Below are 21,686 nucleotides of genomic sequence, written 5' to 3' on the forward strand. Positions count from 1 at the left end.
GGTCAGACCCCTGGGACGAACTGGACGAGGGCGAAGTCGATGAACTTGATGGCCAGGAAGGGCGCGATGACGCCGCCGAGGCCGTAGATCCACAGATTGCGGGTGAGCAGGGCCGACGCGGAGGAGGGCCGGTAGCGGACGCCGCGCAGCGCGAGCGGGATCAGCGCCACGATGACCAGCGCGTTGAACACGACCGCGGACAGGATCGCGGACAGCGGCGAGTGCAGGTCCATGACGTCGAGGCGGCCGAGTCCCGGATACACCGCGGCGAACATCGCGGGCAGGATCGCGAAGTACTTCGCGATGTCGTTGGCGATCGAGAATGTCGTCAACGCGCCCCGGGTGATGAGGAGTTGCTTGCCGATCTCGACGATCTCAATGATCTTCGTGGGGTCGGAGTCGAGATCGACCATGTTCCCGGCCTCCTTGGCGGCCGACGTACCGGTGTTCATCGCCACGCCGACGTCCGCCTGCGCGAGGGCCGGGGCGTCGTTCGTGCCGTCGCCCGTCATCGCGATGAGCTTGCCGCCCGCCTGCTCCTTCTTGATCAGTGCGAGCTTGTCCTCCGGCGTCGCCTCCGCGAGGAAGTCGTCGACCCCCGCCTCGTCGGCGATGGCCTTGGCGGTCACCGGGTTGTCACCCGTGATCATCACCGTGCGGATGCCCATGGTGCGCAGCTCGTCGAAACGTTCGCGCAGCCCCGGCTTGACGACGTCCTTGAGGTGCACCACCCCGAGGACCGAGGCGGTCCCGCCGGCCGTCAGCTCGGCCACCGCGAGCGGCGTGCCGCCGGACGCGGACACCTGGTCCACCGTCGCGTCGAGCGCGTCCGGGACCTCGCTGCCCTGCTCGCGCACCCACGTCGCCACCGCCGACGCCGCGCCCTTGCGCAGCCGCCGCCCCGACGGCAAGTCGATGCCGGACATCCGGGTGGTGGCGGAGAACGGCACCCATTCGGCGCCCGTCGCGTCCCGGGTCTCCTCGACCACCGCGTGGTACTCGGTGTTGGCGAACTCCACGATCGAGCGGCCCTCGGGCGTCTCGTCGGCGAGGCTGGAGAGCAGCGCCGCCGCCGCGAGCCGGTCCGCGGGAACCGACCCCACCGGCAGGAAGGCGCTCGCGCGGCGGTTGCCGTAGGTGATGGTGCCGGTCTTGTCGAGCAGCAGCGTGTTCACGTCGCCCGCGGCCTCGACGGCGCGGCCCGACATGGCGAGCACGTTGCGCTGCACCAGGCGGTCCATGCCCGCGATGCCGATGGCGGAGAGGAGCGCGCCGATCGTCGTCGGGATCAGACAGACAAGGAGCGACACGAGCACGATGCCGGTGACGCCGTCCGCGGTGAGCGCCGTGGTGTCGTTCGACGCGCCCATGGCCTCCTTGGAGAAGATCGCCATCGGCTGCAGCGTCACGACCGCGACCAGGAAGACGAACGTCAGCATCACCAGAAGCAGGTTGAGGGCGAGTTCGTTGGGGGTCTTCTGGCGGCCCGCGCCCTCGACCAGGGAGATCATCCGGTCCAGGAAGCTCTGCCCGGGCTCCTGGGTGACGCGCACCACCAGCCGGTCGGAGAGCACCCGGGTGCCGCCAGTGACCGCGCTCCGGTCGCCGCCGGACTCACGGATCACCGGCGCGGACTCCCCCGTGATCGCGGACTCGTCGACGCTCGCCGCACCCTCGATGACATCGCCGTCACCGGGGATCAGCTCGCCCGCGGGCACGGCCACGATGTCGCCGCGCCTGAGCTCCCCGGCGCCGACCTCCTCCTCGACATAGCTGCCTGGCGCGGCGCCGGGCTCCCAGCCCGCGAGACGGCGCGCCGTGGTCTGCTGCCGGGTGCGGCGCAGCGAGTCGGCCTGCGCCTTGCCGCGGCTCTCGGCCACCGCCTCGGCGAGGTTGGCGAAGACGACCGTCAGCCACAGCCAGACGGTGATCAGCCAGCCGAAGCCCGAGGGGTCGACGATCGCGATGCCCGTGGTGAGCGCGGCGCCGACCTCGGTCACGAACATGACCGGGTTGCGCAGCAGCGCCACCGGATTGAGCTTCCGCAGCGCCTGCGGGAGCGCCCGCCACAGCTGCGTCGGGTCGAGCATGCCCGCGCCGATCCGGCGCGGTCGCCCGGGCTCTTCGGGCGGCACGGACGCCGCGGGCGCGGGCCGTACCTGTACGGGGGCTGTCATCAGAAACGCTCCGGCTTGATGAGGGCCGACACGAGGTAGGCGAGCAGCGCGACGGCCACGATGAGGCCGACGACGTTTTCCACGGACATCGCGAGAGACCTTGTCTAGTGCTTACAGGTGGGGCCCTCCGCCGGACCGGTCCGGCGGAGGGCGAGATGCGCGGGGGCGGAGCGGCGGGCTAGAGGCCGACGTCCCTGCGGCTCATGTCGTCGAGGGACTCCCGGCGCACCAGCGTGCGCGCGATCCCGTTCACCGCGGCGACCACCGGGGGGCGGCCGACGAGGTTGTAGCCGGACGCCATCGACAGGTGGTAGGCCCCGGCCGCGGGCACGGCGATCAGATCACCGGGCCGTACGTCACCGGGCAGCGGCACGTCGTCCGCGAGGACGTCACCGGCCTCGCAGTGCCTGCCGACCACCGTGACGAGGTCGGGCGGCGCCACCGAGTGCCGGCCGATCAGACGGGGCGAGTACCGCACCCCGTACAGCGCGGGCCGTGGGTTGTCGCTCATGCCGCCGTCGACGGCCACGAAGGTGTGTGAGCCCGTGCGCTTCACCGAGAGCACCCGGTAGACGACGACTCCGGCGGGACCCACGACCGCGCGGCCCGGCTCCAGCGTGAGCCGGGGCACGGTCAGGTCGGCGCAGTGGCAGCCCTCCTCCAGCTCGGCGCGCACCCGGCCCGCGAGCACCGACACATTGAGGGTGTCCTCGCCGGGGCGGTAGGCGATGCCGTGCCCGCCGCCGATGTTCAGCTGGGGGAGCTGGACGCCGTGCTGGTCGCGGATGCGGGCGAGCAGACCGGTCATGCGGCGCACCGCGGCGAGGTAGGGCTTGACGGTGGTGATCTGCGAGCCGATGTGGCAGTGCAGGCCGACGAGTTCGAGGCGGGTCTCGGCCAGGACGCGGGCGACGGCGTGCTGCGCGGAGCCGTCGGTGATGGACAGGCCGAACTTCTGGTCCTCGGTGCCGGTCTGCACCTTGGTGTGCCCGCCCGCGGCGATGCCCGGCACCACCCGCACCATGACCCGCTGGCGGGAGCCCGCGGGCACGATCGCGGCGAGGCGCGCGATCTCCGACGTGCTGTCGACCACGATCCGGCCGACGCCGAGGCGCACGGCGGTCTCCAGGTCCTCCGGGCTCTTGGCGTTGCCGTGCATCACGATCTTCTCGGGCGGGAACCCTGCGGCGGCGGCGAGCGCCAGCTCACCGGCCGAGCACACGTCGAGCCCCAGGCCCTCCTCCTGCACCCAGCGCACCATGGCGCGGCACAGGAACGCCTTGGCGGCGTAGACGATGTCGGCCTCGGGGAACGCGGTCTGGTAGCTGCGGCAGCGCTCGCGGACCTCCGTCTCGTCGAGTACGTAGACGGGGGTGCCGAAACGGTCGGCGGCCTCCGTCAGCGAGACCCCGCCGACGAGGACGTCGGCGTCGGCGGCGGGAGTCGCCGAGCGGGGCCACACGGAGAGGCCGTCGCGGTCGGCGGCGATGGCGGCGGACGCGTCCGGCCCGAGGGCCCGGGTGGAAGCCACGGAAACAGTCATGACGCCTCCTCAGCCGTTCAGCGGGTTCAGGGCGGGCACGGTGCCCGGCACGGACGGCACGGAAGCGGTGGGGCCGCTCTGCCGTGCGGCGGTCCGCGGCCGGGCGGCGCCTGCGTGCCGCGGGGTCCAGTCGCACCGCGGGTCCCTGTCGGTGCCGCTCACGGCCGCGGGGGCGGACAGTTGGGGGTCGACGGTGACCGTGGTGACGCCCAGCGGCTCGGCGAGGGCGCGCAGCGCGGGCTCGGCGAGCCGGATCCAGGGGTGCCCCGCGCCGAGGGTGGCGGTGAGCTGTGCCTCGGAGGTGAATCCGACGGCCGTGCGGTCCCCCAGGGGGGTACGGAAGAACCGGGCCGCACAGCCCGTGGTGCCCGACCGGACCGGTACGCAGAGAACGCGCTGGGATCCGGCCGGTTCGGGTTCGGAAGGCTCCGGATCCTCGGCGGGGTCGAGTGGAGACATGGTGGTGCTCCTCGCAGGTGGTGATGTGCGCCGTCCGGCCGGGTGGCCGTTCGTGCTGCCGGTGACGCTATGCCCGCCGGTCAGGGGCCCGGCCACCGCGCTTACGGGTGCTTGACGCCGAGGGGGGCCGCCGTAACGCGATGCTGACGTCGCCCCGCCCACGGAGAGCCCGCGGGGCCCCAGAGCTAGGCCCGCCCCTCCGTCAGGTCGCTCGCGAGCAGCGTCCGACGGCGCCCGAGGCGACGGTGCACGGCGGCCAGTTCGCTCTGCAGCGGCGACGGCGGCACGGCGAGGACCGGGCAGCGGGCGTGCGCGACGCAGTACCGCACCACGTTCGGGAACAGCACATGCCGCACACCGCCGCGCCGCCCCGCGCCGATGACCAGCACGTCCCCGGTCCGGTCGGCGCTCTCCACCAGGGCGGGCCCGGGCGTGCCGCGCACGACGAAGCCCTCCCAGGGGACGCCGGGCCCGTCGGCACCGAAGGCGTCGTCGACGGCGCCTAGCAGCCGGTCCGCCGCCGCGCGCCGCAGCGCGTCCTCCGGTGGCGGGAACGGCGCCTTCCGGTGCGCGAGCTCACCGCCGGGCGGCACCCAGGCGAGCACGGCCACGAGTACCGCGCCGGTGCGCCGTGCCTCGTCGGCGCCCCGGTGGAGCGCGGTGAGACTGCCCAGCGAGCCGCTCACGCCGACGACGACCCGCCGCTCTCCCGGCAGCCGTCCGCACGTCTGCTCCTCGCCACCATCCATCGCCGACCACCTCGCGTACACCCCGTGGTCTGCCCCACGGACTCCGAGCCACCAGGACACGCCCCACCGCGCCCGCGCACGGCCCGCGTTGGCGGGGGCCTGACGCGCGACGGCACAGTCATGACGGGTCCTTGACGCGGAGCGTGTGGAACCTGCGGGGCGCACGGGCCACGCGAGGCGCAGGGACCACGCACGGCGCACGGACCACGCGTGGCACCGTGCGGACGCACACACGACCGGCGGCCGGGGCCAGGCCCCGGCCGCCGGTCGACCTACCGGTCCGGCTCAGTCGGCAAGCCTCAACGCCCCTGCAGCGCCTTCACGTTGTCCCCGAAGGTCCACCCCTTCGACCCGTCCCAGTTGATCGACCAGGTCATGAGGCCCTTCAGGGCGCCGTTGTAGTTCCGCCAGGCCTGGCTCACCAGACCGGGCGACATGTGGCCGCCGCCCGCGCCCGGCTGGGCGGGCAGCCCCGGCACCTGCTTGTCGTAGGGGACCTTGATGGTCGTGCCCTGGATGACCAGGCCCTTGTTGAGGCAGTCCGTCTGGGCGACGAAGCCCTGGACGGTGCCCGCGGAGTAGGAGTCACCCGCGCAGCCGTACATGCTGCCGTTGTAGTACTGCATGTTGAGCCACCACAGGCGGCCGTTGTCCGCGTACTTCTTGACGATCGGCAGGTACGCGCCCCAGATCGATCCGTACACCACGCTGCCGCCGGTGACGTAGGCGGTCTCGGGGGCCATCGTCAGGCCGAACTCGGGCGGCATCTTGGCGAGGACGCCGTCGATGATGCGGATGAGGTTGGACTGGGACGGCGACAGCTGGTTGATGTTGCCGCTGCCGACCAGGCCCGTCTCGATGTCGATGTCGATCCCGTCGAAGTTGTACTTCTTCAGGATCGGCACGATCGTCTCGACGAAGCGGTCCGCGACCTTGCTGGAACTGAGGTCGATGCCGGCCGTCGCGCCGCCGATGGACATCAGGATCGTGGCGCCGTTGGCCTTGGCCTGACACATCTCGGCGGGCGTCGCCACCTTCACGGTGGAGTCCATCCCGTCCTCCCACAGCACGGTGCCGTCGGAACGGATCACCGGGAAGGCGGCGTTGATGACGTTGTAGCCGTGGGCGCCGATGCGGGAGTCGGTGATCGGGGTCCAGCCGAACGGCGGGTGCACGCCGTTCGAGGCGCCGTCCCAGTTCTCCCAGTACCCCTGGAGCACCTTGCCCGCGGGTTTCGACTTCACCGCACAGGTGTCCGCTTGCGGAGCTCTGGGCGCTCTGGGCGCGCTGGGCGCGTCCGGCGCCGCCGCGGCCGGCAGCTGCGCCGCGAAGGCCAGCGCGATGGCCGCTCCCAACAGACGTACCGACCGACCGATCATGGCGTGCTCCCTCGGGGAGGCCTTGCTGCGGATGGGACGTGATGCGGCAGACGGTAAGTAGGTATAGACCTTTCGTCAATAGATCTGGGCCAATGTGGAGTTGAAGCGGAACGCCGGGTTCGGGAGGGGTGTGCCGTCCTGGGTGGCGACCCGTCCTGCCGTCGGTGCGGCGAAGTGGCTGCCGAGCAGCAGGGTGTCCGTGTCCGCCACCGAGGCGAGCAGTGCGCGCCGGGTGCGCTCGGCGAGGGCGGGGTCGATGTCCACGCAGGAGCCGATGCCGGGCCGGGCCAGCTGGACGGGGTGGTGGACGGCGTCGCCGGTGATCAGGGCGGTCCGGTCGTCGCCGCGCAGTTCGACGGCGACCTGGCCGGGGGTGTGCCCGGGGGCGGGCAGGAGGCGCAGGCCCGGCGCGACCTCGACCGGCCCCGCCGAGACGTCGATCAGGTCGAACAGGCCCGCGTCCCGGACGGGGTGGACGGAGTCGCGGAACATCTGGCGCCGGGGCGCCTCCATGTCGGCCGCCGCCCAGTGGTCCCACTCCGTACGGGTCGTGAGGTGGCGGGCGTTGGGGAAGGTGGGCACCCAACTGCCGCCGTCCAGGCGGGTGTTCCAGCCGACGTGGTCGGCGTGCAGATGGGTGAGGACGACCAGGTCGACGGAGTCGGGCGCGAATCCGGCGCGGGTCAGGCGGTCCAGGTAGTCGGTGTCGAGGTCGTGCCAGGCCGGGTTGGCGCGCTCCTTGCCGTTGCCGATGCCTGTGTCGACGAGCACGCGGCGGCCGCCGAGGGTGATCGCAAAGCTGTGGCTGCTGAGGCGGAGCGTGCCCGTGTCGTCGGCGAAGTCGGGGTGCAGCCAGGGTGTGCCGGTGACGACGTCCGGGGTGGCGTCGGGCAGCAGCCAGGGGCCCGTTTCGGGCGGGAGGGCCACCTCGTCGACGCGGTGGGCGACGATGCCGCCGAGGTTCCAGGCGGCGGGGGGCAGTGGGGGCATGACGGGCCTTTCGGGCGGGCGGCGGATCGCTAAAGGCAATCCCTTTGCGTTAAGTGACGCTAGGGGTTACGGTCCACTAACGCAAGTGGTTAGCTTTTGCGGCGCCCGGAAGGGCCCCGCCCCACACCCGGAGGAACCCATGCCCCCCGAAGCCCCCGCGCCCGAAGACCTCACCCCCCAGGAAGCCGCCCAGTGGGCCCGCCGCGCCGGGCTCCCCCTGGACGGCGAGCGCCTGGACGCCGTGACCGCCACCGCGAACCACATCCAGGCCGTCGTCGCCACCCTGCGCGAACTGGACTTCGGCGATGTGCCGCCCGCCTCCGCCCACACCGTGGGGTCGGAGGTGCCCGATGCGGCCGTATGAGCTGACCCTCGCCGCGGCGGCGGCCGCGATCCGCGCCGGGGAACTGTCGCCCGTCGAACTCGCCGACTCCGTGCTGGAGCGCGTCGAAGCCGTCGAGGACCGGCTGCACGCGTTCGTGACCGTGCGGCCCGACGAGGCGCGCGCCGCGGCCGCGGCGGCCGCGCGCGAGATCGCCGCGGGCCGCCCCCGGGGCCCGCTGCACGGCATCCCGATGGGACTCAAGGACCTCATCGACGTCAAGGGGCAGCCCACGACCGCCAGTTCGTCCGTCCGCGCCGACCACGTCGCGGACGCGGACAGCGCCGTCGCCACCCGCCTCGCCGACGCGGGCGCGGTGTTGCTCGGCAAGACCCACACCCACGAGTTCGCCTACGGCCTGACGACCCCGCAGACACGGAACGCCTGGGACGCCGAGCGGGTCGCGGGCGGCTCCAGCGGCGGCTCGGCCGTCGCCGTCGCGGCCGGTGAGGCGACCTTCGCGCTCGGCACCGACACCGGCGGCTCCATCCGGGTCCCCGCAGCCCTCAACGGCGTCGTCGGACTCAAGCCGACGTACGGCCTGGTGCCCCGGCACGGCGTGACCTCGCTGTCCTGGTCCCTCGACCACGTCGGCCCCCTCACGCGCACCGCCGAGGACGCGGCCCTCGTCCTCGCCGCCCTGGCCGGCGGCGACCTTCCCGGCCAGGACCACCTCCCGCACTGCGAGGGTGACTTGACCGGCCTGCGCGTCGGCGTCCCGCGGAACTACTACTTCGACCGGGTCGCCCCCGACGTGGAGTCCGCCGTACGGAACGCCATCGACCGCCTGCGCGACCTCGGGGCCGAACTGGTCGACGTGGAGATCCCCATGACCCGCTACATACAGGCGGTCCAGTGGGGCCTGATGGTGCCCGAGGCCAGCTCGTACCACGAACGGACCCTCCGGGCGACGCCCGAGCTGTACGCCCCCGACGTACGCGTACTCCTCGAAGCGGGCGAACTGCTCCTCGCCGGCGACTACTTGCGCGCCCAGCGCGCCCGGACCCTGATGCGGCGCGCCTGGGCACGGATGCTGGACGCCGTCGACGTCGTCGCCGCCCCCACCGTGCCGCTGACCGCCGCGCCCGCGGGGCAACACTCCGTGGCGTGGGCCGACGGGAGCGTGGAGAGCGTGTCCGACAGCTATGTGCGGCTGTCCGCGCCCGCCAACATCACCGGCGTGCCCGCCCTGACCGTGCCCGTCGGGCAGGACCGGGCCGGGCTGCCCATCGGCATGCAGATCGTCGGGCGGCCGCTGGGGGAGCCGACGGTGCTGCGCGTGGGGCGGGCGTACGAGGCGACGCGGGCGGACACGGGGCGCCTCGCTCCGGACGTGGCCACCCCCGCGGCGGCGGGACCGACGCCCCCGGAGGCCCCGCTCCCGCCTAGAAGCTAGAACTTAGCGTTAAGGTGACCGATATGAGCCCCAAGCCCATGGCCCGCCCCGGCGGCCGCAGCGCCCGTGTGCAGGCGTCCGTGCACGCCGCCGTGCGCGAACTGGAGACCGAGCGGGGCCGCGCGGCCCTGACCGTGCCGCTGGTCGCGGCCAGGGCCGGGGTCACCCCGTCGACGATCTACCGCCGCTGGGGCGACCTCCAGGAACTCCTGTCGGACGTCGCCGTGGAGCGGCTGCGCCCGGACACGGAACCGGCGGACCACGGCGGCCTGCGCGCCGACCTGACGGCCTGGGCGGAGCAGTTCCTCGACGAGATGTCCTCCACCGCGGGCCGCGCCTACATCCGTGACGCGCTCCTCGGCGACCCGGACGGCGGCAACGCGGGCCAGTGCTCCGCCTACGCCGCCGCCCAGGTCGACCTCGTCCTCGACCGGGCCCGCGAGCGCGGCGAGAACGGTGCGGGCGGCGAAGGCGGTGAGGCCGATGCTCCGGCACGCGAGGCCGTCATGGACCACGTCGTCGCGCCGATCATGTACCGCATCCTGTTCCGCCCGGAGGGCCTCTCCGCGGCGTACGCGCGTGAGCTGGTGGAGCGGGCACTGGACGGGCTGTCGGACTGAACCCGGCGTTCTCTGCTCAGCGGGGGAGGATGAACTTGCTGGCCGCGCCGTCCGCTGACTCACCCTCGAGGAGGTCCGCGGCCACTGCGCGCGGGGCGCCGGGATCTGGGGCTGGGCGGGCAGCGAGGCCGGGCACGCGAACCTGCGTGTGCGCGGCTACAAGGCGGCTACAAGAAGGAAGGCGCCACCACGCCTTTCGGCATGGTCGTACGCAACGCCCTCGACCGCTACCGCCTCGTCATGTACGTCATCGACCGCGTACCCGGCCTGGCGGTGCGGTCCGTCCGGTGCGTCTCACCGGGTCATCCGGCCGCAGTTGGTGCCGCTCCTGTCGGCTGACTCACCGGCGACCACGCCGCCCCAGGAGACGCAGGCGCCTCTGGCATCGATATGGACCGGGCCCGCGTACGACCGGTAGTAGCCGTCGTCATCGGCGTAGTCCCTGGTGTCGTCCCGCTGGACCCAGGCGTACATGTGGACGGCGGGACCCGGCCTGCTGCGGATGGTCACGGCGCAGTTCTTCCCGGTCGCGGAGTTGTAGGTCAGGTAGGACGTCCCCACCTTCTCGATGTCGATCTGGTTCACGACGTTGTAGCCGGTACCGCACGCCTTGTTGTACGCAGCCGCGGCTTTGGCCGGGGCCGCTGCCGCCCCGGTGGCCGTGGCCATGACGCCCCCTGCTGTCAGTGCCACCGCGGTCCCCGCCATGCGGAGGTATCCCCTGCGTTCCACGCCTGCTCCCTGACGTTGGTTCCCCATGCGTTACCTGATGCGCCGTCACCTCTTGTCGACGGCTCACCCGATGGCGCTCTTGCCTGCAAGGACACGGTCGAAGCCCGTGCCAGTTGCGCCCCGGGCCTCCTCGTCCCCGGCACCGCGGCAGCCCGGCACCAGGGCGCACAGCGGCCCCCGTCGCACGCCGAACGGTGGGTCGGGCGCCGCCTTCCGTCGGAGCCCCGCCCGCGATTGGCGTACTCCTTCCGACCGCGGTGCGGGGGATCCGGGCGTGGCAGAGGTCCTGGCCGCTGAGATGCCCCCAACTCGCTTCTCAGAAATGGCCTGTTACGGGGATGGTCGTCTTCGCTGTGGCGATCCAGTCTTCTTGGAATGCGACTTGGTGTGCGTGGGATCGCGGCCCGGATATTCGTGGTGCTCGGACTCGCGGTCGCCCTGATTACCCCTGGGGTGACCGCCGATTCGGTTCCGGCGGCTGGACAGGTCGACCTGCCGTCCTGGCGCTTCACGCCGACCGCCACAAGCAACACGCTGATCACGGTCGACGTGGTGGACCGGGAGGTGGTGTGGGCCGTCGGTGGCGGATTCCGGGGTGCCACCGACGACGGGGCCGTGGTGCGGACGGTGGACGGCGGACGTTCCTGGCGAAACGTCACCCCGCCGGGTGGGGTCGTCGAGAAGTTCCGCGACGTCGAGGCGTTCGACCGTGATCACGCCCTCGTCCTCACGCTTCCCAGAGGTGACGAACCTTCGCGGATCTATCGCACGGCGGACGGCGGGGCCACCTGGCAACTGGTGTTCCGCAACTCGGTGCCGAACGCCTTCTACGACTGCATGGCGTTCTTCGACGACCGCCACGGCCTCGCGGTCAGTGACCCCGTCGGCGGCAAGTTCCCCATTCTGCAAACCGAGGACGGCGGCTCGACGTGGCGCCCGGCACCGGCTGACGGAATGCCTGCCGCGACACCCGACGACGGTGCCTTGGCGACCGGCACGTGCATGGTCGCGCACGACCGGCGCCACGCCTGGTTCGGCACGACCGGCACCCGCGGCGGAACCGGTCACAACCCTCAGGTGTTCCACACCGGTGACGGCGGCAAGACATGGAGTGCCGCCGACACCCCGATCCCCGGCGAGACGGCCAGCATCGCCTCGCTGTCCTTCCGGGACCCCCGGCACGGGCTGGCCGTCGGTGGGGATTTCGATCCGGACAACGGGATCGATTCGGGTGCGACTGCCTCCACTGCCGACGGCGGCGCGTCCTGGTCGCTCGGCGACGCGCCCGGTGGGTTCCGCAACAGCGTGGCCTGGGTTCCCGGCGGCGCGCACACCGCTGTCGCGGTCGGCCCCAACGGCAGCGATGTGAGCACCGACAGCGGAAGGTCCTGGACGCTGTTCGACCGAACCCGCCTGTTGGGAGTCAACTGTCGGCCCGGAGCGGGGTGCTGGGCCGTCGGGGAGCACGGCACAGCGGCTCGTCTCGTCATCCGTCACCCTTGACGGACTGTTGTGGCTGCGGGTTCAGGAATTCGGCTCGGTCACCTTCTCTGGCCTCACGGTTCTCCTTCGCGATCTTCCGGCAGCTTGAAGCCGAGGCCGGTGGAGGCGCGCGAGCGGGGGGTACGGGGCCGTCATCCCGACCGTCGTGAAAGGCCGCGATTCTGACGCCAGAGCTGCGGAACGAGATTCACCTGATCGAGGAACGCCGTCCGGGCCAAAAATGCTGTGCTCAGGCCCGCCGATCTCGCCAAAGAACATGAGGCCAAGAAGCTCGAGAGGAATGGGGGGGTAGGAGTGCGCGGGTGCACGTTCTGGGGCCCACGGGCACAGTGAAAAGAACGAGCATGACAGAATATGTCGAACCTTTGCCAAGTTCCGCACATTCGATCTTTGCGAATCCTTTTACGTCGTCATTCTGTCGATTTCTGCACCCTATTCTGCTCCGCATCTTCCCTGCGTCGAACGCGGCTGCGAGACTTAACCGTCGCGGGCCCCTGGGGAGGTGCCGTGAGGCACCCCAGCAGAACAGCCTGTGCGCTGCCCTTGGGGGGGGAATTATGCGCTTCAACGCGCCACCGGGTTGGCCACCGCCGCCGCCGGGATGGGTCGCCCCACCGGGTTGGCGTCCCGACCCGAATTGGCCGCCGCCACCCGTGGGCTGGCCCTTGTGGGTCGATGAGAACGCAGAGCCGAAGGCGCCCCCGAGCCCTGGCGGCTGGATGGTGGCTGTCGCCGGCGTGCTTCTCGTCATCGGTTCGCAGCTCACGTTCTTTGAACTCCGTAAGGACTACTTGACCGTCAGGATGATAGATTCCGACTTCCTCCGTATGTACCTGCTGTACGGCTTGGCGCTCATCGTGGTCGGCTTCATCTGTTACATACGGCCACGCGGAAAATTCTGGGCCGTCGCGGTCATCGTGTCATCCATCGGCATGGCCTTCTTCCTGGCGCTCTTGTTCTACGCCGGAGTCGCAGGCGTGGAGGATGACACACCATTTGGAGCCGAGAAGGTCTACTGGGACCCGGGCCCTGGCGCGTACCTCGCAGCCCTCGGCTGTGTGCTCGCGGTCCTGGGAGCGGTCAGCGTGCTACGGGCGGGTTCGACGTCGTCACTCAAGTCGGCTCCCATCGTTCGGACACGCCGCGACGAGCAAGATTGAGACGCGCGACGCTTCTCTGAAAAGACGCGCAGGTATCGACTGTTCGCTCGCCGACGATCCCGCCGCCTACTGCAAGGCGGCCGACCGCTTCATCCCCTTGCCCCGGGCAGTTCACCACCACCAAGGTCCGCTGGTTGGGCCCCGCTGCTCGAGGCGATCCCACCGATCCACGGCCGGGTAGGCCGTCCCCGCCGCAAGCCGGACCCGCTGTCCGCAGGCCGAGGCTGCGGTCATGCGTGGCTGCACGGCTCGGCTCATCGTGTTCGGCGTTGCCACACCACGGCTCCGTGCGCCGACCGGGCCGGGCCCGCTTCGAGGACGGTGGGCCTGGCGGACATCGTGCGAACGCCACGGCCGCCCAGTCCGGCCGGCCGGGGGAGTCGCGCTTGACCGGACGTGCTGTCGATTCTGGATGAGTCCCGTCGGTGTCCGGGCAAACATCGCGCGGGCGCGATCATCGTATCGAGTTAATGTCGACGACTTCCTTGGCCCGCGGGGCGAGGCGGCGATTAGTGTTCCTCGGGATCTGGACTGATTACATGTTATTTGCCCCTCTTTCGCTCCTGTTGACCAGTGACGCCCGTATGCGCGCGTCACTGCCCTGACCAAGGAGAGCTCGCCCGATGACTGTTGACTCGCGCCTGGAAGCACGGCCGGAACCGCCCCGGCGATCCAGCCTGGGCACGGCGGCCGCCCGCAACCTCGCCCATACGACCAAGTCCGCGCCGCAGATGCAGGAGATCACCTCTCGCTGGCTGCTGCGGATGCTCCCCTGGGTGGAGACCAAGGGCGGGGCCTACCGGGTGAACCGTCGCCTGAGCTACACCGTCGGCGACGGGACCGTGGAGTTCATTCAGGACGGCGGCGACGTCCGGGTGATCCCCCGCGAGCTCGGTGAACTGGCCCTGCTGCGCGGCTTCGACGACGTGGAGGTGCTGACGGCCCTCGCCGATCGATGCGTCCAGCGCGACTTCCGGATCGGCGAGACGCTGGTGGAGCGGGGGACGCCGGCCGACCGGCTGCACCTGATCGCCCACGGCCGCATCAGCCAGACCACGGTGGGCCCTTACGGCGACGAGCTCGCTCTGGACGTACTCGCCGATGGCGACCACTTCGGAGAGACCGCGCTGCTGGACGAGGACGCCCGGTGGGAGCAGACCGCCACCGCGGAGACCTCGGGCACCCTGCTGAGCCTGTCACGCGCCGAGTTCGCGGCCGTGGTGTCCGCGGCGCCGGGCCTCCAGAGCCATCTCGAAGCGTTCACATCGCTGTCCCGTCGGCGGCAGAACCACCGCGGCGAGGCGGAGATCGCGATGTCGGCCGGCCACACCGGCGAGCATGAACTGCCCGGAGCGTTCGTCGACTACGAAGAGAAGCCGCGCGAGTACGAACTCTCGGTCGCGCAGACCATTCTGCGGATCCACACAAGGGTCGCCGACCTCTACAACGGGCCGATGAACCAGACCAAGGAGCAACTCAGGCTCACCATCGAGGCGCTGCGCGAGCGCCAGGAGCACGAGCTGATCAACAACCGGGAGTTCGGCCTGCTGCACAACGCCGACTTCAAGCAGCGCCTCCAGCCGCACTCCGGCCCGCCGACCCCGGACGACATGGACGAACTGCTCTGCCGCCGTCGCGGCTCGAAGTTCTATCTCGCGCACCCCAAGGCGATCGCGGCGATCGGGCGTGAGTTCAACGCGCGCGGGCTCTGCCCGGACAACGTCGACCTGGGCGGCCAGCAGGTCCCGGCCTGGCGCGGGGTCCCGATCCTCCCCTGCAACAAGATCCCCATCACGAAGGAGAAGACCAGCTCGATCCTCTGCATGCGTACCGGCGAGGAGAACCAGGGCGTCATCGGTCTGCATCAGACCGGTCTGCCGGACGAGTACGAACCGGGTCTGTCGGTCCGCTTCATGGGCCTCGACGAGAAGGCGATCACGTCCTACCTCGTCAGCACCTACTACTCCGCCGCGATCCTCGTGCCGGACGCGGTGGGTGTGCTGGAGAACGTGCAGATCGCCCGCTGGCCCAGGTAGCGGACCCGGTCGGCACAGCAGGGCGGGACACCCCGGACCCTCCGGGGCGGTCGCGCATGCCCGAAGTCCGGCCCCGGGACAACCCCCCACCCCACCAAGGAGAATTGGATGCCCTCGCCTGAGCTGACACCTCCGCGGTCGAGCCTGCCAGAGGCCGCTTCTCACTTCGGGGCGCATGTACTCACTGACGCCGCGGCCCGTGCCTGCGACATCAAGAGCGCCACCGGCGGCCCACCCTGCGCACCTTCCTTGCCCGCTCCGGCTGCGGTCTCCGTACCCGGCCCGGCTGCGGTCTCCGCACTCGGCCCGTCCGCCATCGAGGCCCCGGCAGCCGAGGTGCCGCCCCCGAGCGCCGACCTCGAACGGATCCTGCGGGGCCCCAGCGGCCTGGGCACGGCGGGTCTGCGCCTGATCCTGCGGGAGCAGCCCCCGACACCGCAGTCGCCGTCGGAGCCGCCGGCGGCCACGGCGGAAGGCAGGCCGATCCCGGGCCTCTACCACCACCCGGTGCCCGAGCCCGACCCGGTGCGGGTCGAGGAGGTCAGCCGCAGGATCAAGTCCTGGGCGTTGGACGAGGTCGCCCTGTACCCCGAGGACTGGGCGGAGGAGTTCGACGGCTTCTCCGTGGGCCGCTACATGGTCGGCTGCCATCCGGACGCGCCCACCGTCGACCACCTGATGGTCGCCACCCGCCTGATGGTGGCCGAGAACGCGGTGGACGACTGTTACTGCGAGGACCACGGGGGCTCGCCCGACGGCCTCGGCCAGCGCCTGCTTCTTGCGCACACCGCCCTGGACCCCCTGCACACGACGCGGGAGTACCAGCCGCACTGGGCGAAGTCGCTGCACGAGGACGCGCCCCGGCGGGCCTACCGCTCCGCCATGGAGTACTTCGTCCAAGCGGCCAGCCCCTCCCAGGCCGACCGGTTCCGGCACGACATGGCCCGGCTGCACATGGGGTACCTCGCCGAAGCCGCCTGGGCCCAGATGGACCACGTCCCCGAGGTCTGGGAGTACCTGGCGATGCGCCAGTTCAACAACTTCCGACCCTGCCCCACCATCACCGACACCGTCGGCGGCTACGAACTGCCGATGGACCTGCACGCCCAGGCCGCCATGCAGAAGGTCATCGCACTCGCGGGAAACGCGACGACCATCGTGAACGACCTGTACTCGTACACCAAGGAACTCGACGCTCCCGGCCGGCACCTGAACCTGCCCGTCGTGATCGCCGAACGTGAGGGCCTCTCCGACCGGGACGCCTATCTGAAGTCGGTCGAGGTCCACAACGAGCTCATGCACGACTTCGAGTCCCACGCCGCCGCCCTGGCGGCCGACTGCCCGGTCCCGAGTGTGCAGCGCTTCCTGCGGGGCGTGGCCGCGTGGGTCGACGGCAACCACCACTGGCACCAGACCAACACCTATCGCTACAGCCTGCCCGACTTCTGGTAGGAAGAATGGACTCATCTGTGACCAGCACCGAATTCACCGCCACCGACGCCCCTGTGCGCATCCCCGGCCCGGCGACGCCCTACCAGGGGGACATCGCCCGCTACTGGGACGGGGAGGCCAGGCCCGTGAACCTGCGTCTCGGCGATGTCGACGGTCTCTACCACCACCACTACGGCATCGGCGACGTCGACGACACCGCCCTCGGCGACCCCCAGGACAGCGAGTACGAGAAGAAACTGATCGCCGAGCTCCACCGGCTGGAGTCGGCGCAGGCCGAAGTCCTCCTGGGGCACCTCGGCGACATCGGGCACGAGGACACGCTGGTGGACGCGGGCTGCGGCCGCGGGGGCTCGATGGTGATGGCGCACCAGCGCTTCGGATGCCGGGTCGAGGGAGTCACGCTGTCGGCCAAGCAGGCCGAGTTCGCCAACCGGCGCGCCCGCGAACTCCGCATTGAGGACCACGTCCGCGCCCGTGTCTGCAACATGCTCGCCACGCCCTTCGAGACCGGGCAGGCCGCGGCGTCGTGGAACAACGAGTCGAGCATGTACGTCGACCTGCAGGACCTGTTCGCCGAACACTCCCGCATCCTGAAGGTCGGCGGCCGCTATGTGACCATCACCGGCTGCTGGAACCCGCGGTACGGCCAGCCCTCGAAGTGGGTCTCCCAGATCAACGCGCACTTCGAGTGCAACATCCACTCGCGCCGTGAGTACATGCGCGCCATGGCCGACCATCGCCTCGTGCCGCAGGCCGTCGTCGACCTCACCCCCGACACCCTCCCCTACTGGGAGCTGCGGGCCACGTCCTCGCTGGTCACGGGCATCGAGGACGCGTTCATCAACTCCTACAAGGACGGGTCGTTCCAGTACCTCCTCATCGCGGCCGACCGGGTCTGATCTGACCGGGTCCGATCCGGCCATCCGCTGACCGGGCGGGCCCGTACCCGCCGGTTGTGCCCTGCCGGGGCATGACCGGCGGGTACGGCGGTTCGCGGGCCGAACACGCCGCGCGCACCGAGACGTTCAGCACGGGACCGCACGCGATGGCGCCGTTCGGCCGCCGCCTCGCCGTCGACGAGAACTGCAGCACCTTCGTGCCTACCCCGCGATCGAGGGGGGAGGCGCATCCCGGGCCGGCGGGGGAGGGGAGAGCGGCGGCCGAACGACTGAGGCGTATTGCACATCTGTCGCAACTACTATGGGAAGGCGGTAGGCGCGGAAAGAAAGCGCAAAATCGAACGGCGTCGGGAGAACAGTCATGGCCGCCCCTCGGATCGTGCTCGGAATCGAGTCGTCCTGCGACGAGACCGGCGCCGGCCTCGTCCGCGACGGACGGCTGCTCGGGCACGCGGTCGCGTCGAGCATGGACGAGCACGCCCGCTACGGCGGCGTCGTCCCCGAGATCGCCGCCCGCGCCCACGTGCACGCGCTGACACCGGTCGTCCGCCGCGCCCTGGACACGGCGGGCCTCGGCCTCGGCGACATCGGCGCGGTCGCCGTGACGACGGGCCCCGGCCTGTCCGGCGCCCTCCAGGTCGGCCTCGCCGGGGCGAAGTCCCTCGCCTACGCCCTGGACGTACCGCTGTACGGAGTGCACCACCTCGCCGGGCACGTCGCCGCCGACACCCTGGAGCACGGCCCGCTGCCCGACCCGTGCGTCGTCCTGATCGTCTCCGGCGGCCACACCTCGCTCCTGCTCGTCCGGGACCTGGCCCGCGATCCGATCGCCCATCTCGGCGACACCCTGGACGACGCGGCGGGCGAGTGCTTCGACAAGGTCGCCCGCGTCTTCGGGCTGCCCTACCCGGGCGGCCCCGCCGTCGACCGGGCGGCGCGGTCCGGCACCGCGGACGCCGTGGCGTTCCCGCGCCCGCTGACCGGCCCCGGCGACGATCCGTACGCCTTCTCCTTCTCCGGCCTGAAGACGGCCGCCGCGCGCTGGGCCGAAGGCCACGCGGACGGCGACCTGCCGGTCGCCGACGGCGCCGCCGCGCTGCAGGAAGCCATCGCCGACGTCCTGACCCGCAAGGCCGTCGCCGCTTGCGCCGCGCACGGCGTGGACACCCTCGTCGTGGTCGGCGGTGTCGCCGCCAACTCCCGGGTGCGGGCCCTCGCCGAGGAGCGCTGCCGGGCCGCCGGGATCACCCTGCGCGTCCCGCCGCTCGGCCTGTGCACCGACAACGGCGCGATGATCGCCGCCGTCGGTGACCTGCTGGTCCGCGCGGGCGCCGAACCGGCTCCCCTGGACGTGTCGATCGATCCGTCGGCGCCGCTGGAGCACGCGGCGCTGCACCCCACGGCGACGCTCGCGAGGGCCGCCTGATGACCGACGCCCTCATACACCGCCTGCCGGGCCCCGACCTGCTCACCCACCGCGACGGCATCCGGCAGGTCTACGCCGCGGCGTTCGCCGAGCCGCCGTGGAACTCCGACCCCGCCGAGGCCGACGTCTACCTGGAACGCCTCGCGGGTGACCTGGACCGTCCCGGCTTCACGGGCGCGGTGGCCCTCGACGGCGACCGGGTGCTCGGTTTCGCCACCGCCTGGACGACCGGGACCCCGCTGCCCGCCACGCGTTCCTATCCGCGCGTCAGCGCCGCGCTCGGCGCCGAGCGCACGGCCGCGTGGCTGTGCGGCGGCCTGGAGGTCGACGAACTCGCCGTCATGCCCGGCGCGCACGGCCTCGGCCTCGGCCGCAGGCTCCTCGAAGAGGTCACGCGCGACGCGCCCGGCGGCCGCTGCTGGTTGCTCACGTCCGTCAAGGCCGACGCCACCGTCCGCTTCTACCAGCGGCTCGGCTGGCGACAGGTCACCCCTGCCGGGCCGAACGGATACGGCACGGCCGTCTTCCTCGGCCCGCGCCACCCCGCGCGCCCCGACACCTTCCCGCCCGCGTAGTCCCCCAGCAGCCCAGCCCCGGCAGCCCGCACTCCCGAGTCCCCGCCAGTCCCCAGTCCCCGTAACCCCTTCGACCGGCTCAAGGCCGCCGACCGCGAGAACCAGCGGCTGCTCGGCGGGCGGGGCGGGGGCTCGGACGAGGTGGCGCAGGGCGGCGGAGCGGCCGCGGCTGACCTGGCGTCCGCGCTGGCGGGGCTGGCCGGGGTCGTGCGTACGGAACTGGGGGCGTAGCACCCCGGTAGGAGCCGGATAGGGGGTTCCCGCGGCAAGTGGGAACCCGTCGGCTGTGGACTTACTAGGAAGTCCAAGTATATGTTCGTGACGAAGCCCGCGGTGCAGGGAAGCCGGTGTGAATCCGGCGCGGTCCCGCCACTGTGACCGGGGAGTGCGTTCTCGCGTGAGACAACGCCACTGACGGAGAAGTCCGTTGGGAAGGCGGGAGAACGGACGCTGATCCGGGAGTCAGGATACCGGCCGTGGGGTGATCCGTGTTGTCCACGAGGATGGAGCAGACACGCATGGCCCCGGTGCGCACCCACGACCCCGGTGATCCGCCGATGCGAGCGACAACCCCCGCTGTCTGACGGCCCCCTGGCCGTTCGCGTCCCCTTTCCGTCCGTCACTCCGGCCTGCCCGCGCACGCCGCCGACGGCCGGTCGGACGCGCCCGTCCCCGGATCCCACCTGACGAAAGAGCAGGCTCCCATGGTCCGTGAACTGACCCACTTCATCGGCGGCAAGCACATCCCGGGAACATCGGGCGCGCTCGCCGACGTGTACGACCCGAACACCGGCGAGATACAGGCCCGCGTCCCGCTCGCGAACCGCGCGGAGACCGAGGCGGCCATCACCGACGCGGCCGAGGCGCAGCGCGAGTGGGGCGAGTGGAACCCGCAGCGCCGCGCCCGCGTCCTGATGCGGTTCCTGCGGATCGTCGAGGGCGAACGCGACGCGTTGGCAAGGCTGTTGTCGGCCGAGCACGGCAAGACCGTCGCCGACGCGCACGGCGACCTCCAGCGCGGCCTGGAGGTCGTGGAGTTCGCCGCGGGCATTCCGCACCTGCTCAAGGGCGAGTTCACCGACAACGCGGGGACCGGCATCGACGTGCACTCGCTGCGCCGCCCCATCGGTGTCGTCGCCGGCATCACGCCGTTCAACTTCCCGGCGATGATCCCCCTCTGGAAGGCCGCCCCCGCCATCGCCTGCGGCAACGCCTTCGTCCTGAAGCCCTCCGAGCGCGACCCGTCCGTGCCGCTGCGGCTCGCCGAGCTCTTCCTGGAGGCGGGCCTGCCGCCGGGCGTCCTCAACGTCGTCAACGGCGGCAAGGAGGCCGTCGACACCCTCCTTGAGGACCCGCGCGTCGAGGCGCTCGGCTTCGTCGGCTCCACGCCGATCGCCGCGCACATCTACGCCACCGCCGCCGCCCACGGCAAGCGCGCCCAGTGCTTCGGCGGCGCCAAGAACCACATGATCGTGATGCCGGACGCGGACCTCGACCAGGCCGTGGACGCGCTGATCGGCGCGGGGTACGGCTCCGCGGGCGAGCGCTGCATGGCGATCTCCGTGGCCGTGCCGGTCGGCGAGGCCACCGCCGACGCCCTCGTGGCCCGCCTCAAGGACCGCATCGGCGAGCTGCGGATCGGCCGCTCCGACGACCCCGAGGCCGACTTCGGCCCGCTGGTGAGCCGCGACGCCCTCGACCGCGTCCGCTCCTACGTCGACCTCGGCGTCGAGGAGGGCGCCGAACTCGTCGTCGACGGCCGCAACTTCACCCTGGCCGGGCACGAGGGCGGCTTCTTCGCGGGCGCCTCGCTCTTCGACCGGGTCACCCCGGACATGCGGATCTACCAGGAGGAGATCTTCGGCCCGGTCCTGTCCGTCGTACGCGCCGCCGACTACGAAGAGGCGCTGCGGCTGCCCACCGAGCACCCCTACGGCAACGGCGTCGCGCTCTTCACCCGCGACGGCGACACCGCCCGCGACTTCACCCGCCGCGTCGACACCGGCATGGTCGGCGTCAACGTCCCCATCCCGGTCCCCGTCGCGTACCACACCTTCGGCGGCTGGAAGCGCTCCGGCTTCGGCGACCTCAACCAGCACGGACCCGACTCCATCCGCTTCTACACCCGCACCAAGACCGTCACCTCGCGCTGGCCCTCCGGGGCCAAGGAGGGCGCGAGCTTCACCATCCCGACGATGCGGTGACCGC

General features: G+C 71.6%; 19 protein-coding genes, 1 pseudogene and 1 riboswitch. Of the genes and pseudogenes, 12 read left to right on the top strand and 8 right to left on the bottom strand.

Features of this window, described 5'->3' with window-relative positions; all coding sequences use genetic code 11:
• Window positions 1–2: 2 nt before the first annotated feature.
• From kdpB to ACZ6BG_RS20640, 7 genes are all read right to left on the bottom strand, one after another.
• Complete coding sequence (gene kdpB / locus ACZ6BG_RS20610; protein WP_469003364.1) at window positions 3–2,177, bottom strand: potassium-transporting ATPase subunit KdpB; 2,175 nt, start codon at window positions 2,175–2,177, stop codon at window positions 3–5.
• Window positions 2,177–2,266, bottom strand: coding sequence for a K(+)-transporting ATPase subunit F (gene kdpF / locus ACZ6BG_RS20615; protein WP_469003366.1), 90 nt, complete (start codon window positions 2,264–2,266; stop codon window positions 2,177–2,179). Before kdpF ends, kdpB begins: the two co-directional genes overlap by 1 nt.
• Before the next feature lie 89 nt (window positions 2,267–2,355).
• A complete protein-coding gene (gene lysA / locus ACZ6BG_RS20620) occupies window positions 2,356–3,720 on the bottom strand; it encodes a diaminopimelate decarboxylase (protein WP_469003369.1) in 1,365 nt (454 codons plus the stop codon).
• A gap of 9 nt (window positions 3,721–3,729) precedes the next feature.
• Window positions 3,730–4,179, bottom strand: coding sequence for an SAV_915 family protein (locus ACZ6BG_RS20625; RefSeq protein WP_469003371.1), 450 nt, complete (start codon window positions 4,177–4,179; stop codon window positions 3,730–3,732).
• Between the two features lie 185 nt (window positions 4,180–4,364).
• Window positions 4,365–4,928 carry a universal stress protein gene (locus ACZ6BG_RS20630; protein WP_469003373.1) on the bottom strand — a complete coding sequence of 188 codons (564 nt, stop codon included), beginning with the start codon at window positions 4,926–4,928 and terminating at the stop codon, window positions 4,365–4,367.
• A gap of 299 nt (window positions 4,929–5,227) precedes the next feature.
• Window positions 5,228–6,307 (bottom strand): chitinase, encoded by a 1,080-nt coding sequence (locus ACZ6BG_RS20635; RefSeq protein ID WP_469003375.1) that lies wholly within the window; start codon window positions 6,305–6,307, stop codon window positions 5,228–5,230.
• 75 nt (window positions 6,308–6,382) lie between these two features.
• Complete coding sequence (locus ACZ6BG_RS20640) at window positions 6,383–7,297, bottom strand: MBL fold metallo-hydrolase (RefSeq protein ID WP_469003377.1); 915 nt, start codon at window positions 7,295–7,297, stop codon at window positions 6,383–6,385.
• Between the two features lie 139 nt (window positions 7,298–7,436).
• Between ACZ6BG_RS20640 and ACZ6BG_RS20645 the strand changes: the two genes are divergently transcribed.
• The 4 genes and pseudogenes from ACZ6BG_RS20645 to ACZ6BG_RS20660 all read left to right on the top strand — a co-directional run.
• On the top strand, window positions 7,437–7,661 hold the full coding sequence (locus ACZ6BG_RS20645; protein WP_469003379.1) for a hypothetical protein: 225 nt from the start codon (window positions 7,437–7,439) through the stop codon (window positions 7,659–7,661).
• Window positions 7,648–9,075, top strand: coding sequence for an amidase (locus ACZ6BG_RS20650; RefSeq protein WP_469003381.1), 1,428 nt, complete (start codon window positions 7,648–7,650; stop codon window positions 9,073–9,075). The genes ACZ6BG_RS20645 and ACZ6BG_RS20650 overlap by 14 nt, the downstream gene beginning before the upstream one ends.
• A gap of 23 nt (window positions 9,076–9,098) precedes the next feature.
• Entirely contained in the window at window positions 9,099–9,695 is a 597-nt protein-coding gene (locus ACZ6BG_RS20655; protein WP_469003383.1) for a TetR/AcrR family transcriptional regulator, read from the top strand.
• A gap of 58 nt (window positions 9,696–9,753) precedes the next feature.
• Window positions 9,754–9,980: pseudogene (locus ACZ6BG_RS20660) on the top strand (phosphoketolase family protein); the annotation flags it as partial.
• A 9-nt stretch (window positions 9,981–9,989) separates the two neighbouring features.
• On the opposite strand, the gene ACZ6BG_RS20665 reads toward ACZ6BG_RS20660, so the two are convergent.
• Complete coding sequence (locus ACZ6BG_RS20665) at window positions 9,990–10,403, bottom strand: spore-associated protein A (RefSeq protein WP_469004117.1); 414 nt, start codon at window positions 10,401–10,403, stop codon at window positions 9,990–9,992.
• A 477-nt stretch (window positions 10,404–10,880) separates the two neighbouring features.
• Between ACZ6BG_RS20665 and ACZ6BG_RS20670 the strand changes: the two genes are divergently transcribed.
• The 8 genes from ACZ6BG_RS20670 (at window position 10,881) to ACZ6BG_RS20705 (ending at window position 21,682) form a co-directional block, all read left to right on the top strand.
• Window positions 10,881–11,930, top strand: a complete 1,050-nt coding sequence (locus ACZ6BG_RS20670; protein WP_469003385.1) for an oxidoreductase — start codon at window positions 10,881–10,883, stop codon at window positions 11,928–11,930.
• A 719-nt stretch (window positions 11,931–12,649) separates the two neighbouring features.
• Window positions 12,650–13,090: a hypothetical protein gene (locus ACZ6BG_RS20675; protein ID WP_469003387.1), complete on the top strand. Its 441-nt coding sequence runs from the start codon at window positions 12,650–12,652 to the stop codon at window positions 13,088–13,090.
• Between the two features lie 623 nt (window positions 13,091–13,713).
• Window positions 13,714–15,126, top strand: coding sequence for a family 2B encapsulin nanocompartment shell protein (locus ACZ6BG_RS20680; protein WP_469003390.1), 1,413 nt, complete (start codon window positions 13,714–13,716; stop codon window positions 15,124–15,126).
• Window positions 15,127–15,234: 108 nt separating this feature from the next.
• Window positions 15,235–16,578, top strand: a complete 1,344-nt coding sequence (locus ACZ6BG_RS20685) for a family 2 encapsulin nanocompartment cargo protein terpene cyclase (protein WP_469003392.1) — start codon at window positions 15,235–15,237, stop codon at window positions 16,576–16,578.
• Window positions 16,579–16,583: 5 nt separating this feature from the next.
• Window positions 16,584–17,477 (top strand): geranyl diphosphate 2-C-methyltransferase, encoded by an 894-nt coding sequence (locus ACZ6BG_RS20690; protein ID WP_469003394.1) that lies wholly within the window; start codon window positions 16,584–16,586, stop codon window positions 17,475–17,477.
• Window positions 17,478–17,838: 361 nt separating this feature from the next.
• On the top strand, window positions 17,839–18,903 hold the full coding sequence (gene tsaD, locus ACZ6BG_RS20695; RefSeq protein ID WP_469003396.1) for a tRNA (adenosine(37)-N6)-threonylcarbamoyltransferase complex transferase subunit TsaD: 1,065 nt from the start codon (window positions 17,839–17,841) through the stop codon (window positions 18,901–18,903).
• On the top strand, window positions 18,903–19,478 hold the full coding sequence (locus tag ACZ6BG_RS20700; protein ID WP_469003398.1) for a GNAT family N-acetyltransferase: 576 nt from the start codon (window positions 18,903–18,905) through the stop codon (window positions 19,476–19,478). The genes tsaD and ACZ6BG_RS20700 overlap by 1 nt, the downstream gene beginning before the upstream one ends.
• Before the next feature lie 314 nt (window positions 19,479–19,792).
• A riboswitch (cobalamin riboswitch) is annotated at window positions 19,793–19,971 on the top strand.
• A gap of 211 nt (window positions 19,972–20,182) precedes the next feature.
• Window positions 20,183–21,682, top strand: a complete 1,500-nt coding sequence (locus tag ACZ6BG_RS20705; protein WP_469003400.1) for a CoA-acylating methylmalonate-semialdehyde dehydrogenase — start codon at window positions 20,183–20,185, stop codon at window positions 21,680–21,682.
• Window positions 21,683–21,686 lie beyond the last annotated feature (4 nt).

The sequence above is a fragment of the Streptomyces sp. NPDC041205 genome (assembly GCF_055591765.1).

Excerpts from the sequence above, each read along its gene's own strand:
- ACZ6BG_RS20700 (WP_469003398.1), top strand. The coding sequence starts at position 18,903 with ATGACCGACGCCCTCATACACCGCCTGCCGGGCCCCGACCTGCTCACC.
- tsaD (WP_469003396.1), top strand. The coding sequence starts at position 17,839 with ATGGCCGCCCCTCGGATCGTGCTCGGAATCGAGTCGTCCTGCGACGAG.
- ACZ6BG_RS20675 (WP_469003387.1), top strand. The coding sequence starts at position 12,650 with ATGGTGGCTGTCGCCGGCGTGCTTCTCGTCATCGGTTCGCAGCTCACG.
- ACZ6BG_RS20650 (WP_469003381.1), top strand. The coding sequence starts at position 7,648 with ATGCGGCCGTATGAGCTGACCCTCGCCGCGGCGGCGGCCGCGATCCGC.
- ACZ6BG_RS20630 (WP_469003373.1), bottom strand. The coding sequence starts at position 4,928 with ATGGATGGTGGCGAGGAGCAGACGTGCGGACGGCTGCCGGGAGAGCGG.
- ACZ6BG_RS20680 (WP_469003390.1), top strand. The coding sequence starts at position 13,714 with ATGACTGTTGACTCGCGCCTGGAAGCACGGCCGGAACCGCCCCGGCGA.
- kdpB (WP_469003364.1), bottom strand. The coding sequence starts at position 2,177 with ATGACAGCCCCCGTACAGGTACGGCCCGCGCCCGCGGCGTCCGTGCCG.
- ACZ6BG_RS20625 (WP_469003371.1), bottom strand. The coding sequence starts at position 4,179 with ATGTCTCCACTCGACCCCGCCGAGGATCCGGAGCCTTCCGAACCCGAA.
- ACZ6BG_RS20640 (WP_469003377.1), bottom strand. The coding sequence starts at position 7,297 with ATGCCCCCACTGCCCCCCGCCGCCTGGAACCTCGGCGGCATCGTCGCC.
- ACZ6BG_RS20655 (WP_469003383.1), top strand. The coding sequence starts at position 9,099 with ATGAGCCCCAAGCCCATGGCCCGCCCCGGCGGCCGCAGCGCCCGTGTG.
- ACZ6BG_RS20690 (WP_469003394.1), top strand. The coding sequence starts at position 16,584 with ATGGACTCATCTGTGACCAGCACCGAATTCACCGCCACCGACGCCCCT.
- lysA (WP_469003369.1), bottom strand. The coding sequence starts at position 3,720 with ATGACTGTTTCCGTGGCTTCCACCCGGGCCCTCGGGCCGGACGCGTCC.
- ACZ6BG_RS20635 (WP_469003375.1), bottom strand. The coding sequence starts at position 6,307 with ATGATCGGTCGGTCGGTACGTCTGTTGGGAGCGGCCATCGCGCTGGCC.
- ACZ6BG_RS20645 (WP_469003379.1), top strand. The coding sequence starts at position 7,437 with ATGCCCCCCGAAGCCCCCGCGCCCGAAGACCTCACCCCCCAGGAAGCC.
- kdpF (WP_469003366.1), bottom strand. The coding sequence starts at position 2,266 with ATGTCCGTGGAAAACGTCGTCGGCCTCATCGTGGCCGTCGCGCTGCTC.
- ACZ6BG_RS20705 (WP_469003400.1), top strand. The coding sequence starts at position 20,183 with ATGGTCCGTGAACTGACCCACTTCATCGGCGGCAAGCACATCCCGGGA.
- ACZ6BG_RS20665 (WP_469004117.1), bottom strand. The coding sequence starts at position 10,403 with ATGGCGGGGACCGCGGTGGCACTGACAGCAGGGGGCGTCATGGCCACG.
- ACZ6BG_RS20685 (WP_469003392.1), top strand. The coding sequence starts at position 15,235 with ATGCCCTCGCCTGAGCTGACACCTCCGCGGTCGAGCCTGCCAGAGGCC.